Annotated in this window: 11 protein-coding genes and 1 pseudogene; 5 read left to right on the top strand and 7 right to left on the bottom strand. The window is 74.2% G+C overall.

Going from position 1 to position 13,605, the window contains the following annotated elements; all coding sequences use genetic code 11:
- Positions 1 to 573, bottom strand: a pseudogene (locus tag ACFQ11_RS28485) (hypothetical protein); the annotation flags it as partial.
- 35 nt (positions 574 to 608) lie between these two features.
- The gene (gene glnA / locus ACFQ11_RS28480; protein ID WP_378304131.1) at positions 609 to 1,970 is read right to left on the bottom strand and encodes a type I glutamate--ammonia ligase; all 1,362 of its coding nucleotides are present in this window, start codon (positions 1,968 to 1,970) and stop codon (positions 609 to 611) included.
- Positions 1,971 to 2,242: 272 nt separating this feature from the next.
- Here glnA and ACFQ11_RS28475 point away from each other — a divergent pair, with 272 nt between their 5' ends.
- A complete protein-coding gene (locus ACFQ11_RS28475; RefSeq protein ID WP_378304128.1) occupies positions 2,243 to 3,262 on the top strand; it encodes a terpene synthase family protein in 1,020 nt (339 codons plus the stop codon).
- A gap of 17 nt (positions 3,263 to 3,279) precedes the next feature.
- Here ACFQ11_RS28475 and ACFQ11_RS28470 read toward each other — a convergent pair whose 3' ends face one another.
- Positions 3,280 to 4,260 carry an ArsR/SmtB family transcription factor gene (locus ACFQ11_RS28470; protein ID WP_378304126.1) on the bottom strand — a complete coding sequence of 327 codons (981 nt, stop codon included), beginning with the start codon at positions 4,258 to 4,260 and terminating at the stop codon, positions 3,280 to 3,282.
- 54 nt (positions 4,261 to 4,314) lie between these two features.
- Here ACFQ11_RS28470 and ACFQ11_RS28465 point away from each other — a divergent pair, with 54 nt between their 5' ends.
- Together ACFQ11_RS28465 and ACFQ11_RS28460 are read left to right on the top strand one after the other, a co-directional pair.
- Entirely contained in the window at positions 4,315 to 5,556 is a 1,242-nt protein-coding gene (locus ACFQ11_RS28465; protein WP_378304124.1) for an MDR family MFS transporter, read from the top strand.
- Positions 5,557 to 5,589: 33 nt separating this feature from the next.
- Positions 5,590 to 7,347: an NAD+ synthase gene (locus ACFQ11_RS28460; protein WP_378304122.1), complete on the top strand. Its 1,758-nt coding sequence runs from the start codon at positions 5,590 to 5,592 to the stop codon at positions 7,345 to 7,347.
- Positions 7,348 to 7,471: 124 nt separating this feature from the next.
- On the opposite strand, the gene ACFQ11_RS28455 is transcribed toward ACFQ11_RS28460, so the two are convergent.
- Positions 7,472 to 9,574 (bottom strand): SpoIIE family protein phosphatase, encoded by a 2,103-nt coding sequence (locus tag ACFQ11_RS28455; protein ID WP_378304119.1) that lies wholly within the window; start codon positions 9,572 to 9,574, stop codon positions 7,472 to 7,474.
- A 251-nt stretch (positions 9,575 to 9,825) separates the two neighbouring features.
- On the opposite strand from ACFQ11_RS28455, the gene panB reads away from it, so the two are divergent.
- The gene (gene panB / locus ACFQ11_RS28450; protein ID WP_378304117.1) at positions 9,826 to 10,677 is read left to right on the top strand and encodes a 3-methyl-2-oxobutanoate hydroxymethyltransferase; all 852 of its coding nucleotides are present in this window, start codon (positions 9,826 to 9,828) and stop codon (positions 10,675 to 10,677) included.
- Between the two features lie 35 nt (positions 10,678 to 10,712).
- Here panB and ACFQ11_RS28445 read toward each other — a convergent pair whose 3' ends face one another.
- Positions 10,713 to 11,771 (bottom strand): potassium channel family protein, encoded by a 1,059-nt coding sequence (locus ACFQ11_RS28445; protein ID WP_378304115.1) that lies wholly within the window; start codon positions 11,769 to 11,771, stop codon positions 10,713 to 10,715.
- 182 nt (positions 11,772 to 11,953) lie between these two features.
- Positions 11,954 to 12,658, bottom strand: coding sequence for an NADPH-dependent F420 reductase (gene npdG, locus ACFQ11_RS28440; protein WP_378304113.1), 705 nt, complete (start codon positions 12,656 to 12,658; stop codon positions 11,954 to 11,956).
- Between the two features lie 121 nt (positions 12,659 to 12,779).
- Here npdG and ACFQ11_RS28435 point away from each other — a divergent pair, with 121 nt between their 5' ends.
- On the top strand, positions 12,780 to 13,346 hold the full coding sequence (locus ACFQ11_RS28435; RefSeq protein WP_378304133.1) for a hypothetical protein: 567 nt from the start codon (positions 12,780 to 12,782) through the stop codon (positions 13,344 to 13,346).
- Positions 13,347 to 13,386: 40 nt separating this feature from the next.
- On the opposite strand, the gene ACFQ11_RS28430 is transcribed toward ACFQ11_RS28435, so the two are convergent.
- On the bottom strand, positions 13,387 to 13,563 hold the full coding sequence (locus ACFQ11_RS28430) for a hypothetical protein (RefSeq protein ID WP_378304110.1): 177 nt from the start codon (positions 13,561 to 13,563) through the stop codon (positions 13,387 to 13,389).
- Positions 13,564 to 13,605 lie beyond the last annotated feature (42 nt).

Genomic DNA, 13,605 nt, shown 5'->3' with positions numbered 1-13,605 from the left:
GTACTCGGCGCGCAGCCCGGCGAGCGCGCCGGCCCCCGCGGACGCGGCGACGGGTCCGGTGTCGCCGGGGCGGGCGCCGACGGCGGCGAGCAGCTCGGCGCGGACGTCGCCGTGGCCGGCCAGGTGGTCGCGCAGGACGTGCCAGTGGGCGGGGTGCCGGACGAGGTGGTCGCCGAGCGCGGCGCTGGCGCCGAGGACGGCGGTCAGCCGGTCGCGGGTGCCGTCCTCCTCGGCGAGGGCGGCGCGCAGTTCGGCGCCCTCGCCGTGCTCGTCGGCGGCGGCGAGCAGCCGCAGCAGGCCGCCGAGGGCGAGGTCGGGGTCGGCGGTGCCGCCGAGGGCGCCGAGCAGCGACTCCAGGAGCGCGCCCTCGAGCCGGACGCCGTCCACCGCCTCGGCCTCGCGGACGAGCCGCTGCGCTCGTCCCGCGTCGGTGAAGCCGAGCCGCGCCAGGCGTCCGGCGAGGGACGGGCGGCGGTCGGAGGCCACGGGCTCCGGGGTGGTGGGCTCCGGGGTGGTGGGCTCCGGGGTGGTGGGCTCCGTGGGGTCGGGCTCCGTGGTGCTGGGCTCGGTCACGTCTCAACCGTAATGCGCCGGTCCCCGGCCGCGGGTCACAGGACGGCCAGCAGCCGCCTGCGCTCGTACTCGGTGACCTCGCGGCGGTACTCCTCCCATTCCTGCCGCTTGTTGCGCAGGAAGAAGTCGAAGACGTGCTCGCCGAGGACATCGGCCATCAGCTCGCTGCGCTCCATGGCGTGGATGGCCTCGTCGAGGTTCTGCGGGAGCGGCTCGATGCCGAGGGCGCGGCGCTCGGCGGGCGTGAGCGCCCACACGTCGTCCTCGGCGCCCGCGGGGAGCTCGTAGCTCTCCTCGATGCCCTTGAGCCCGGCGCCGAGGATCGCGGCGAACGCGAGGTAGGGATTGGCGGCGGTGTCCAGGGAGCGGAACTCGATCCGGGTGGAGTGTCCCTTGTGGGGCTTGTACATCGGGACGCGGACGAGCGCCGACCGGTTGTTGTGGCCCCAGCAGATGTACGACGGGGCCTCTCCCCCGGCGCCCGCCGCGGACCCGACGTTGCCCCACAGCCGCTTGTAGGAGTTGACCCACTGGTTGCACACGGCCGTGATCTCGGCGGAGTGCCGCAGGACGCCCGCGATGAACGCGCGCCCGACCTTCGACAGCTTGTACTCGGCGCCCGGCTCGTAGAAGGCGTTGCGGTCGCCCTCGAACAGCGACATGTGGGTGTGCATGCCGGAGCCGGGGTGCTCGGTGAACGGCTTGGGCATGAACGACGCGTGCACGCCCTGCTCGAGCGCGACCTCCTTCATGACCAGCCGGAACGTCATGATGTTGTCGGCGGTGGTGAGCGCGTCGGCGTACCGGAGGTCGATCTCCTGCTGGCCGGGGGCGCCCTCGTGGTGGCTGTACTCGACCGAGATGCCCATCGACTCCAGCATCATGATCGCGTTGCGCCGGAAGTCGTGCGCGGCGCTGTGCGGGGTGTGGTCGAAGTAGCCGCCGGAGTCGGCGGGCTCGGGCTCGCTGCCGTCCTCCGGTTTGGTGTTCAGGAGGAAGAACTCGATCTCGGGGTGGGTGTAGAACGTGAACCCGAGGTCGGCGGCGCGGGCGAGCGAGCGCTTGAGGACGTACCGGGGATCGGCGAAGCTCGGCGAGCCGTCCGGCATGAGGATGTCGCAGAACATCCGGCCGACGCCGGGCGATTCCGAGCGCCACGGCAGGACCTGGAACGTGGACGGGTCGGGCTTGGCGATCATGTCGGCCTCGTAGACGCGGGCGAACCCCTCGATCGCCGAGCCGTCGAAACCGATGCCCTCGCCGAAGGCGCCCTCCAGTTCGGCGGGCGCGACGGCCACCGACTTCAGGAACCCGAGCACGTCGGTGAACCACAGCCGGATGAACCGGATGTCGCGCTCCTCCAGCGTGCGGAGCACGAACTCCTGCTGACGGTCCAAAGCCTTCTCCCTCGGTGCCTTGCTCCGCCGGCCCGCCGGAGCGACGGATCCGGCCACTGTGCAGTATGCCCGGCCGCTGTTACCACGACGTTACGCGTTCGGCGTCGTTCCCGTGGCCGCCGGGTGGCGTGTTCGCTCTCGGCCGTGCGTCCGAAGGTATCGGACGTACGCCCCATACCGCCCGCCCATCCCGGCGCCGAACAGCCGTTTCCCGAATCTTGACGTGCCGATCGGGCCTTCTCCGGGAACTGATCATTAACGTGAACCGCGTCGTGGACATCTCTCTTCTTCTCTCGACGGCCGACGGGGCCGCCGCGCTGGCCGCGCCCGCGGCCATGCACCCGGAGTCGTGGCGGCTGTGCGCGCAGGTGGAGACCTGGGCGCGCGGCCGCGGCCTGGTGCTCGGAGATCCGGACACCTCGCCGCTCGGCCGGGCCCGCTGCGAGCGGCTGGCGGCCCGCGTCTTCCCGGCCGCCGACCTCGCCGCCGTGGACCTGTTCGCCCGCTGGCTGACCTGGACGCTCGCGCTCGACGACATGCTCGACCACGAGCCGCTCGCCGACAGCGGCAGCGCCGTGCACTCGCTGTACGACGACCTGCTGCGCGCGACCCGCCGCGGGCACGCCCGTCCGGGGGCGCGGCCGCTGGAGGCGACCCTGGTGGAGCTGTGGCACGCCACGTCCAAGGGCATGAGCCGCGACTGGCGCCGCCGCTTCATGCTGCATCTGGAGGCGCACCGGGACGCCTGCGCGCAGGAGGCCGTGAACCGCCGCATCGGGCACGTGCCGACGCCGCGCGAGTTCGCGCCGCTGCGGCGCCGCGCGTGCGGGCCGTTCCTGTACGACCTCATCGAACCGGTCCTCGGCGTCGAGCTGCCCGCGCGGCTGCTGCGGACGCCGCGCTGGAAGGCGCTCGCGCACGCCGTCGCCGACGCCGTCGCGTGGTCGAACGATCTCGCCTCGCACGATCTCGAGGCCGCGCGCGGCGACGTCCACGACCTGCCGGCGGTGCTGGCCGAGGCGGAGGGGACGGCGCCCGCGCAGGCGGGACCGGCGGTGGCCGAGCGCGTCGCCGAGCGGATCGAGGACGCCCGGGAGGCCGCGCGGCGGCTGCCGGACATGCTCGACCGGCTGGAGCTGACCGTCGCGCAGCGCGCCGCGGCCGCCCAGGTCGTCCGGGTCCTGCTGGACACGCCCCGCGCGCACGTCGACTGGCTCGCCGAGTCCGGGCGGTACGAGGCGGGCGCGGCCGTCCCGGCGCCGCGGCTGGACGCGCTGGCGTCCCTGCGCTGACCGGGAGCCGGCGCGATTCAGCGGGGCGCCGTGCCGGGCGCGGCGGCGAGGGCGTCCCCCGCGGGCGTCCGGGAGTACAGCACGCGGCGGCCGAGCCGGTGCCCGGTGACGAGCCCGCAGGCGCGCAGCACGCCGAGATGCTGGCTGACCGCCGCGGGCGTGACGCCCAGCCGTCCGGCCAGCTCGGTGGTGGACGCCGGGGAGGCGAGCGCGAGCAGCAGCCCGGCGCGGCGGCGGCCGAGCAGCGCGGCGAGCGCGGCGGCGGGCCCGTCCGGCCCGGCCGGGCGGCGCGTCTCCCAGAGGGCCGCGACACCGGTCGGCGGGTAGCTGAGCATCGGCTGGTAGGGCGGGATCATCACCGACACCTCCGGCCACACGAACGCGCTCGGGACCAGCAGCAGCCCGCGCCCGTCCAGGCCGCCGCGGAAGTCCCAGCGGCGGTCGATCGCGAGCGTCCCCGCCCGCCACGCGACCGCCTCGTGCAGGCCGCCGAACACCCCGGCGGCGCCCTGCGCGGCGAGGGCCCGGGTGCGGCGCAGGACGTCGCCCTCCAGCAGGTCGCGGAGCCGCGGCCAGTACGGCTCGACGGCCGCCGCCCAGTAGGACTCGAGGAGGTCCGCCACGGCCGCCAGGGTGCGCCCGGGACGCGCCGCCATCTCGGCCCGGCCCGGGTCGGGCGGCATGAACCGGAGTTCGGCCGCGACGACCTCGGGCGGGGTGGCCCGGACGATCTCCAGTTCGGCGCCGAGGTCGGGCAGCGGGGTGTCCGGCGGCGGGGTGAGGAAGTCGGGGATGTACCCCCAGGCGGGGACGATCCGCCGCAGCGGCGCGAGGTCCAGGCCGCGCAGGCGCGGGCGGACGGCGTGCACCCACGGCAGGTGGAGCGCGTGCCCGGACGGGTCGGCGAGGACCCGCAGGCTGCGCACCATCTCCCACAGCGGCGAGAACGCGAACCGGACGCGCGCCACGTCGTCCGGAGCGAACACCAGCTCGACCATTAAGCACAGGCTAAATCAATTTCCTTGCCGGGAAGGCTCCCCGAGCATCGGTGCGTGACCACCGCGCGACACGCCCCCGCCGGACCGCCGCCCCGCCGGATCGCCGCGTTCCTCGAACCCCGCATCGGCGGTCTCCCCCGCACCTTCTGGGTCCTGTGGGCGGGCACGCTGCTCAACCGGCTCGGGACGATGGTCGAGCCGTTCCTCGGCCTGTACCTGACCACCGTGCGGGGCCTGTCGCTCGCGCAGGCGGGCGCGGTGATGGCGCTGCTCGGCGCCGGGTCGTTCGCCGGCCAGTTCGCCGGCGGGATCCTCGCCGACCGCGTCGGCCGCCGCGTCACGCTCACGGCCGCGACCGTCGGGACGGGCGCCGCGATGCTCGCCCTCGGCCACGCGCAGGGCCTCCCGGCGATCGCCGCGTCCGCGCTCGTCCTCGGGCTGCTGCTGGACATGTACCGGCCCGCGTCGCAGGCGATGGTCGCCGACATCATCTCCCCGGCGGACCGCCCGCGCGCCTTCGGGCTGCTGTTCTGGGCGGTCAACCTCGGCTGGGCCGTCGCGATGGTGCTCGGCGGGACCCTCGCCCGGCAGGGCTTCCTGTGGCTGTTCTGGATCGACGCCCTGACCTGCGCGGCGTTCGGCGTGCTGGTGTGGCGCGCCGTCCCCGAGACGCGGGACCGCGCGGCGCGCGCGGCGTCCGCCCCGGGCGGGTTCGGGCGCGCGCTGCGGGACCGCGTCATGGTCGCCTACGTCGTCATCACGCTGCTGTACACGTTCGTCCTGATGCAGGGCATGACGACCATGCCGCTGGCGATGCGGGAGGACGGCCTCGGGCCGCAGGCGTACGGGCTGGCGATCGCCGCGAACGGGGTCCTGATCGTCCTCGTGCAGCCGCTGGTCAGTGCGTGGCTGAGCCGCCGCGACCACAGCCGGGTGCTGGTCGCCGGGTTCCTCCTCGTCGGCGCCGGGTACGGGCTGACCTCGCTCGTCTCGTCGCTTCCCGGGTACACCGCGACGATCCTGGTGTGGACGTGCGGCGAGATCGTCGCGGCGGCCGTCCTGCAGGCCGTCGTCGCCGACCTCGCCCCCGCCGACCTGCGCGGGCGGTACAACGGCCTGTACGGGATGGCGTGGTCGGGCGGGTTCCTGCTCGCGCCGCTCGGCGGCACCCAGCTGCTCGGCCTCGGCGGCGGGCCCGCGTTGTGGCTGACCTGCCTGGCCCTCGCGCTCGCCGCCGCCGCGGGGCAGCTCGCGCTCGCGCCCGCCATCCGGCGCCGCCAATTCTCGTCAGAGTGACGATACTGATCCCCGACGTATTACCCTTGGAGGGTGGCACAGCTCCGGATCGCGCTCGCGCAGGTGAACCCGACCGTCGGCGACCTCGACGGCAACGCCGACCTCATCGTGGACTGGACACGGGCCGCCGCCGACGCCGGCGCCCACCTCGTCGCCTTCCCCGAGATGGCACTGACCGGCTACCCCGTCGAGGACCTCGCGCTGCGGCCGTCCTTCGTCGCGGCGTCCCGGCGCGCCCTCGGCGACGTCGCGCGCCGCCTCGCCGACGCCGGCATGGGCGGCGTCCCCGTCGTCGTCGGCACGCTCGACCGCCGGGACGGCGGCCGCCGCCCGCTGAACGCGGTCGCGTGGCTGCACGGCGGCGACGTCCTGATCGCCTCGGCGAAGCACCACCTGCCGAACTACGGCGTGTTCGACGAGTACCGGATCTTCGAGAGCGCCGACACGCTCCCGGTCGTCCGGCTGCACGGCGTCGACGTCGCCACCGTCATCTGCGAGGACCTCTGGCAGGACGGCGGCCCCGTCAGCGTCACCCGCGCCGCGGGCGCCGGGCTCCTCCTCGCCGTCAACGCCTCCCCCTACGAACGCGACAAGGACGACGTCCGCCTCGACCTGTGCGCGGGGCGCGCGCGCGAAGCGGGCTGCACCCTCGCCTACGTCAACATGGTCGGCGGCCAGGACGAGCTGGTCTTCGACGGCGACTCCCTCATCGTCGGCCCGGACGGCTCGCCCATCGCCCGCGCGCCCCAGTTCGTCGACCACCTGCTGATCACCGACCTCGACCTCCCCGAGGCGTCCGGGGACCCCGGTCCCGCCTCGGTCGACGCCCCCGGCGGCGCGACGTTCACCGTCGAGCGCCGCACGCTGTCGTCGTCCCCGGTGCCCGCCTACGACCCCGAACCGCCGACCGTCGCCGAACCCCTGGACGACCTCGCCGAGATCTACGCGGCGCTCGTCGTCGGCACCCGCGACTACGCCCGCAAGAACGGGTTCCGCTCGGTCGTCCTCGGCCTGTCCGGCGGCATCGACTCCGCCCTCGTCGCGACGATCGCCTCCGACGCCGTCGGCCCCGAGAACGTCCACGTCGTCCTGCTGCCCAGCCGCTACTCGTCCGAGGGCTCGGTGTCCGACGCCGAGGACCTCGTCAAGCGCCAGGGCGTGCACTCCCGGATCGTCCCGATCTCCGGGATGGTCGAGGCGTTCGAGGCCGAACTCGACCTGCACGGCCTCGCCGCCGAGAACCTGCAGGCCCGCATTCGCGCGAACGTCTGGATGGGCCTGTCGAACGAGCACGGCCACCTCGTCCTCACCGGCGGCAACAAGAGCGAGCTCGCCACCGGCTACTCCACGCTCTACGGCGACTCCGCCGGCGGTTTCGCGCCGATCAAGGACGTCTTCAAGACCACCGTCTGGGACCTCGCCCGCTGGCGCAACACCGCCCTCGCCGCCGACCTGCCGTTCCTGCACCCCTTCGCGCAGGAACCCGTCCCCGAGGCGATCATCGTCAAGGAGCCGTCCGCCGAACTGCGCCCCGGCCAGCGCGACCGCGACAGCCTCCCCGAGTACGCCGTCCTCGACCCCGTGCTCGCCGACTACGTCGAGCGCGACATGGGCCGCGACTCCCTCGTCGCCGCCGGGCACGACGCCGGACTCGTCGACCGGGTCGTCCGCCTCGTCGACCTCGCCGAGTACAAGCGGCGCCAGTACCCGCCCGGCCCCAAGATCACCCCGAAGAACTTCGGCCGGGACCGCCGCCTCCCCATCACCAACCGCTGGCGCGAACGCGGCTGACCGGCCCGCCGCGGGCGTTCGAGGTTCCGCGGGTCAGGAAGGGACCCCCGGGCGAGGGTCTCGATCAACCGCAGGACCGGACCGCCCGCGCGGTCGTCGTCCCACAGGCCGGGCTGCTCGGCGCTCACCCCGGGAGGTGGTGGCTCTGCCCGGGCCACGTGGAGTCGAGGTCGACGGGGTCGGGGTCGACGCCGGGGACGACCTGGTCGCACCAGACGACCTTGCCGGCGGCGGTGCGGCGGCTGCCCCAGCGGTGCGCGAGCTGGCTGACGACCAGGAGGCCGCGGCCGTTCTCGTCGTCGTCCTCGGCGCGGCGCAGGCGGGGCAGCGCGGCGGAACGGTCGAGCACCTCGCAGACGAGGGTGCGTTCGAGGAGCAGCCGCAGCTCGATGGGGCCGTGCGCGTACCGGTACGCGTTGGTGATCAGCTCGGAGATCAGGAGCTGGGTGGTGTACTCGAGCTCCTCCAGGCCCCATTCGGCGAGGCGGGTGCGGACGAGCCCGCGGGCGCGGCGCACGGCGGCCGGGTCGGCGGGCAGCGTCCAGGAGGCGCGGCGGTCCTCGGGGAGGCGGCGCAGCCGGGCGATCAGCACGGCGATGTCGTCGCGGTGCTGGTCGGCGTAGACGCCCGCGAGGGTGGCCTTGGCGAGGTCGTCCATGGGACGGTCGACCGACTCGGGGCCGAAGATCGTGCGGAGCCGGGCGAGGCCGTCGTCGATGTCTCGGCCGCGGTTCTCGACGAGCCCGTCGGTGTAGATGACGAACAGGCTGCCGTCCTCGACGGTGAACTCGCGGCTCTCGATCGCGGTGCCGCCCGCGACGCCGAGCGGCGGCGCGGGCGGCACCCGCAGGTACTCGTTGTCGCCGCCGGGGCCCGCGAGCAGCGGGGGCAGGTGCCCGGCGGAGGCGATCTCGATGGTGCCGGTGGTGGCGTCGTACACCGCGTACACGCAGGTCGCGAAGTGGGGTTCCTGCTCGCCGAGCTCGATCATCAGCTCGTGCATGACGTGCAGGGCGTCCGCGGGCGGCAGTTCCAGGTTCGCGAGCGTGTGCAGGGCGGTGCGCAGCCGCCCCATCGTGACGGCGGCGCGGACGCCGTGCCCGGCGACGTCGCCGACGATCAGGGCGACGCGGGCGCCGGGCAGCGCGATCGACTCGTACCAGTCGCCGCCGACCTCGACGAGCTTGCTGCCGGGCAGGTAGCGGTGCCGGACCTCGACGGAGGACGGCGCGGACAGCCGGTTCGGGAGCAGGCTGCGCTGCAGGGCGAGGGCGGTGGCGCGCTCGCGGCTGTAGCGGCGGGCGTTCTCCAGGACGATCGCGGCGCCGGCCGCGAACTCCATGCCGATCTCGACGTCGTAGCGGTCGAACTTGCGGAAGCCGGGGACGCGGGTGCAGGCGATGAAGCCGAGCAGCGTGTCGTTGGCGATCAGCGGCAGCAGCACCATCGAGACGTCGGTGAGCAGCTCGCCCGCGGGGCCGCGCCGCCAGACGCGGCCGATGGCCCCGGCGGCGTCGGCGTCGATGTGGGGCCGGTGGACGGGACGGGCCGTGTCCATGACCTCGTGGTACGGGGTGCCCTCGGGGAAGACGAGGACCTCGCCGACGGGGAACGCCGACGTCCACGCGGGGTTGTCGTCGTCGGAGGTGACGGCGATGCGGCGCATCACGGCCGAGCCGGACTCGCTGTGCACCTCGTCGGCGGCGACGAGGCTCTCCAGCACCAGCACCGACGCGGCGTTGCAGTAGTGCGGGACGACGACCTCGACGATCTTGCGGGCGGACTGGTCGAGGTCGAGCGTGTCGCCGAAGCGGGTGAGCGGGTCGTCCAGCAGGGCGCGCCGCATGAGGGCCGGGTCCTGGTAGCGCTCGCTCGGGGGGAGCGCCACCTGGACGTACAGCAGCCCGGCGGGCGCCGTGCCCGCGTCGCCGCCGAGCATGGGCTGCGCGGTCACGATCGCGGAGACGGTGTCGCCGCGGCTGTGCACGGGCAGCACGCCCCGGCGCTCCTGCCCCTCGCCGATGGCCTCCAGCATGGACTCCAGCTCGGCCTTGCCCTCCTCCGCGACGAGGTCGCAGGCGGGACGGCCCAGCAGCTCCGCCGGTTCCCGGCCGAGGACGGCGCGGGCGTTGTGCCCGCACTGGACGATCTGCCGGGCGCCGTCGACGCCCAGGACGAGGGTCCGGGAGGCCGATTCGGGGCCGGGGACGTCGCCTCGCGGCGCCATGACGGATCTCACTGACGCGCTCCAGACAGCCGGTCGTCTTAGCAGTATCCAGCGACAGTATGGGCCATGACACCGTTACGCGGGGAGAAGATCGCGCTTACCGTGCGGAAAACCGGACGCCGAACCACACTTTGCACCCCTCTCGCCCCAATAGATTGTGGAATGTCGGGGCTACCCGAATCGTTGACGAAGTGGCACGATCGGATCCGTCTGGGTACGCCACCGTGGCGCCTCAAGACCGGAGGTTTCGCATGTCTTCTTCTGTTGCATCCCCCGCGCAGCCGACCGCACTCTACGGCGGCACCGGCGGACGGCGGGTCACCGTGCGCGACATCGCGGCGGCGAAGCAGCGGCACGAGAAGTGGCCGATGCTCACCGCCTACGACGCCCTCACCGCGCGGGTGTTCGACGAGGCCGGCATCCCGGTGCTGCTCGTCGGGGACTCCGCCGCCATGGTCGTCTACGGCTACGACTCGACGATCCCCGTGACGGTCGACGACCTCGTCCCGCTCACCGCCGCGGTCGTCCGCGGGTCCAAGCGCGCCATGGTGGTCGCGGACCTGCCGTTCGGCTCGTACCAGACCGGCGTGTCCGAGGCCCTCACCAGCGCGACCCGCTTCATGAAGGAGGCCGGGGCCCACGCGATCAAGCTGGAGGGCGGCCACCGCGTCCTGCCGCAGGTCGAGGCGCTCGTCGCGGCCGGCATCCCGGTGATGGGGCACCTCGGCCTCACCCCGCAGTCGGTGAACGTCTTCGGCGGCTACCGGGTGCAGGGCCGCGGCGAGTCCGGCGAGGAGCTGATCGCCGACGCCAAGGCCCTCGAGGCCGCGGGCGCGTTCTCGGTCGTCCTCGAGTGCGTCCCCGAGGACCTCGCCGCGCGCGTCACCGCGTCCCTGTCCATCCCCACCATCGGCATCGGCGCGGGCGGCGGCACCGACGCGCAGGTCCTGGTATGGCAGGACATGGCGGGCCTCACCCCGCACACCGCCAAGTTCGTCAAGAAGTTCGCGGACGTGAACACCGTCCTCGGCGACGCCGCCCGCGCCTACGCCGACGAGGTCGTCGGCGGCGCCTACCCGGCCGCCGAGCACTCGTACAAGTAGCGCCCAAGCGGCGCCGAAGGCTCCCCGGGACGGCGTCAGCCGGAGCCGTCGCCGTCCTGGGGGGCGGTCTTCCTCCGCCGCTTCGAACGGGCCACGATGATCAGGTCGCCGGTCCGCAGCGCCGCGCAGTCGGGGTGGTCGAACGGCAGCTTGCGCCCGTCCCGCACCATCGCCAGCGCCGGTTCCGCGACGGCCGACAGGGGACGCCCGGTCTCCTCGGCCGTCACGGGCCGCTCGACCAGGTCGAGGCCGCTGCCCTGGTCGAGGAGGTCCTCGATGACGTCCCCGACGTGGGGATGCCGGGTGGTGACGCCCAGCAGCCGCCCCGCCGCCTCCGACGACGTCACGACGTGGTCCGCGCCGCTCTGCCGCAGCAGCGGGACGTTCTCCGACTCGCGCACCGACGCCTGGATGCCGGCCCGCGGGTTGAGCTGCCGCGCCGTCAGCGTGATCAGCACCGCGGTGTCGTCCCGCGCGGTCGCCACGACGATCTCGCGGGCCTGCCGCACGCCCGCCTGCTCCAGCACGGAGCTGCGGGTGGCGTCCCCCACGATGCCGACCAGGCCCGCCTCCGCCGCCTCGGCGACGACGCGCGGGTCCGGATCGACCACGACGATCGACTCCCGGCGGATCCCGGTGGTCAGCAGCGTCCTGATGGCGCTCCGGCCCTTCGTGCCGTAGCCGGTCACCACGATGTGGTCGCGCACGCGGGCCCTCCAGCGTGACTGGCGCCAGTCCTCGCGGGTGCGTTCCGCGAGCACCTCGAGGGTCGTGCCGACGAGGACGATCAGGAACAGCACCCGCACGGGAGTGACGAAGAGGATGTTGACGAGCCGGGCGAAGTCGGTCACCGGCGTGATGTCGCCGTACCCGGTCGTCGAAACGGACACGGTGGCGTAGTAGAAGGCGTCCAGCAGCGAGACCTCGCCGTCGGCCGAGTCGCTGTAGCCGTCGCGGCCGAGGTACACGGCGGCCACGACGGCCAGCACGGCGAAGGACGCCAGGGCCACCCGCCGCCCGACGGCGCGCAGCGGCCCCGTCCGCGCCTTCGGCAGCATCACGAGCGGCCTGGTGCTCGCTTCCGGATCGATCACGAACGCTCCCCTACCCGCCGGCGAACACCGTGATCAAACCAGATCACCGCCTCGGCCGTCACACGCCGGCGCGGTCGCCCGGCGAGCCCCCGGGCGGGCCGGAGCGATGCGGCGATCGCCCACGGCGCCCGCTGGAACGGCGCCCCCTGGAACGGGAGGGGTCCACCGCCCGGCGCCGGGACCTACACATCCGTGATGCGGAGGCCGGCGTGCGCCTTGTAGCGGCGGTTGATCGAGATGAGGTTCGCGGTGAACGCCTCGATCTGGCCGGCGTTGTGGAGGCGGCCGCCGTACACGCCGCGCATGCCGGGGATGCGGCCGGCGAGGGCCTGCACCAGGTCGGTGGCCTCGCGGTCGTTGCCGAGCACCAGGACGTCCAGTTCCATCTCGCCGACCGCGGGGTCGAGCAGCAGCTTGGCGGACACGTGGTGGAAGGCGGCGACGACGCGGCTGTCGGGCAGGACGGCGGCGGCCTGTTCGGCGGCGCTGCCCTCCTCGACCGGCAGCGCGAACGCGCCCTTGCCCTTCTCGAAGCCCAGCGGGTTGACGCAGTCCACGACGATCTTGCCGGCGAGCTCGTCCCGCAGCGACTCCAGCGTGGCCTTGTGGCCCTCCCACGGGACGGCGACGATCACGACGTCGGACCCGCCCGCCGCGACCGGGTTCTCCGCGCCCGCCACCGGGAGTCCCGCGTCGCCCGCCTTCAGGTCGTCCGCGGCCTCCTGCGCGCGGTCCGCCTTGCGGGACCCGATCGTCACCCGGTGCCCGGCGAGCGCGAACCGGCGGGCGAGGCCCTTGCCCTGGTCGCCGGTGCCGCCGAGGATCCCGATCGTGAGGCCGCTCGCGTCCGGGAGGTCATGGGGATTCTTCCGCTGCTGATCGCTCATGCCGCCGAGTCTGCCAGGCGCGTCCCGGGCCGCCGCGTCCCGGTCTCCCCGATCGGCGGAATGCGGCCTGCGGGCGGCGCCGGTGCGGCACCATGGTGCCGTGGACGCCGAGCAGATCTCGATGTTGCGCGAGGTGCTGTCCGTCACGGGATGGCTGGAGCGGACGGGCGAGTTCGGCCGCGCGCTGCGGGTCACGTCGCGGACGCCCGGCGGGCTGCTGCTGGTCGGGACGCCCGGCGACGACCCGTGGCACCTGGCCGCGCACCTGGACGACGAGAGCCGGCTGGGCGGCGCGCCCGGGCTGGCCCCGACGCTGGTGCGCTGGTCGCCGCCGCCCGGCGCGCCCGCGCACCTGTCCGTCGGGCTGGACCGGCTGGAGGCGGCGCGGCGCGGGGAGACGGTGTTCGTCGTCGCCGAGGAGGACGCGCCCGTCCCGCTGCTGGAACGCGTGGACGACGCCCGCCGCACCGGCGCGACCGTCCTGGCGCTCGAGGGCGGCGACCGGGAGCTGCGGGGACTCGCGCACGAGGCCCTGACCGTCCCGCCGGAGGAGGCGCTGCTGTCGTTCGACGGCGCCCAGCATCTGGTCAGCGCCGCGGCGGGCGAGGAGCGGACGCGTGGACGCCCCGGCCTGCGCACCTGCCTCGCCCGCCTCCTCGAGACCGTCACCGGCCCCACGGTCGACTGACCGGCCCCGCGGCGGAGGCCGGCGGTCCCGCCGTCGCCGGTCAGTCCTCGTTCTGCCGGCGCCAGGCCTCATTGCGCTCGCGGGCGAGGGAAAGGGCGTTCGCGGCGGCGCCCTCGGAGTCGTAGGGGCCCATCCGGTCCTTGTCGGGGCAACCGGGCCCGTGCTCGACCTTCATGTGCTTGAGGCAGAACCACCAGTCGCCGTCAGTGCCTTTCATGGGCGCTCCTCTCGACGTCAGCGGAAGGCACGGGATTCGTGC

Source organism: Actinomadura sediminis, assembly GCF_042675525.1.
Taxonomy (GTDB): Bacteria; Actinomycetota; Actinomycetes; order Streptosporangiales; family Streptosporangiaceae; genus Spirillospora; species Spirillospora sediminis.
The sequence above is the reverse complement of the archived record's forward strand: the minus strand, read 5'-3'. Positions and strand labels throughout refer to the sequence as shown.

Excerpts from the sequence above, each read along its gene's own strand:
- ACFQ11_RS28470 (WP_378304126.1), bottom strand. The coding sequence starts at position 4,260 with ATGGTCGAGCTGGTGTTCGCTCCGGACGACGTGGCGCGCGTCCGGTTC.
- ACFQ11_RS28455 (WP_378304119.1), bottom strand. The coding sequence starts at position 9,574 with ATGGCGCCGCGAGGCGACGTCCCCGGCCCCGAATCGGCCTCCCGGACC.
- panB (WP_378304117.1), top strand. The coding sequence starts at position 9,826 with ATGTCTTCTTCTGTTGCATCCCCCGCGCAGCCGACCGCACTCTACGGC.
- npdG (WP_378304113.1), bottom strand. The coding sequence starts at position 12,658 with ATGAGCGATCAGCAGCGGAAGAATCCCCATGACCTCCCGGACGCGAGC.
- ACFQ11_RS28435 (WP_378304133.1), top strand. The coding sequence starts at position 12,780 with ATGTTGCGCGAGGTGCTGTCCGTCACGGGATGGCTGGAGCGGACGGGC.
- ACFQ11_RS28430 (WP_378304110.1), bottom strand. The coding sequence starts at position 13,563 with ATGAAAGGCACTGACGGCGACTGGTGGTTCTGCCTCAAGCACATGAAG.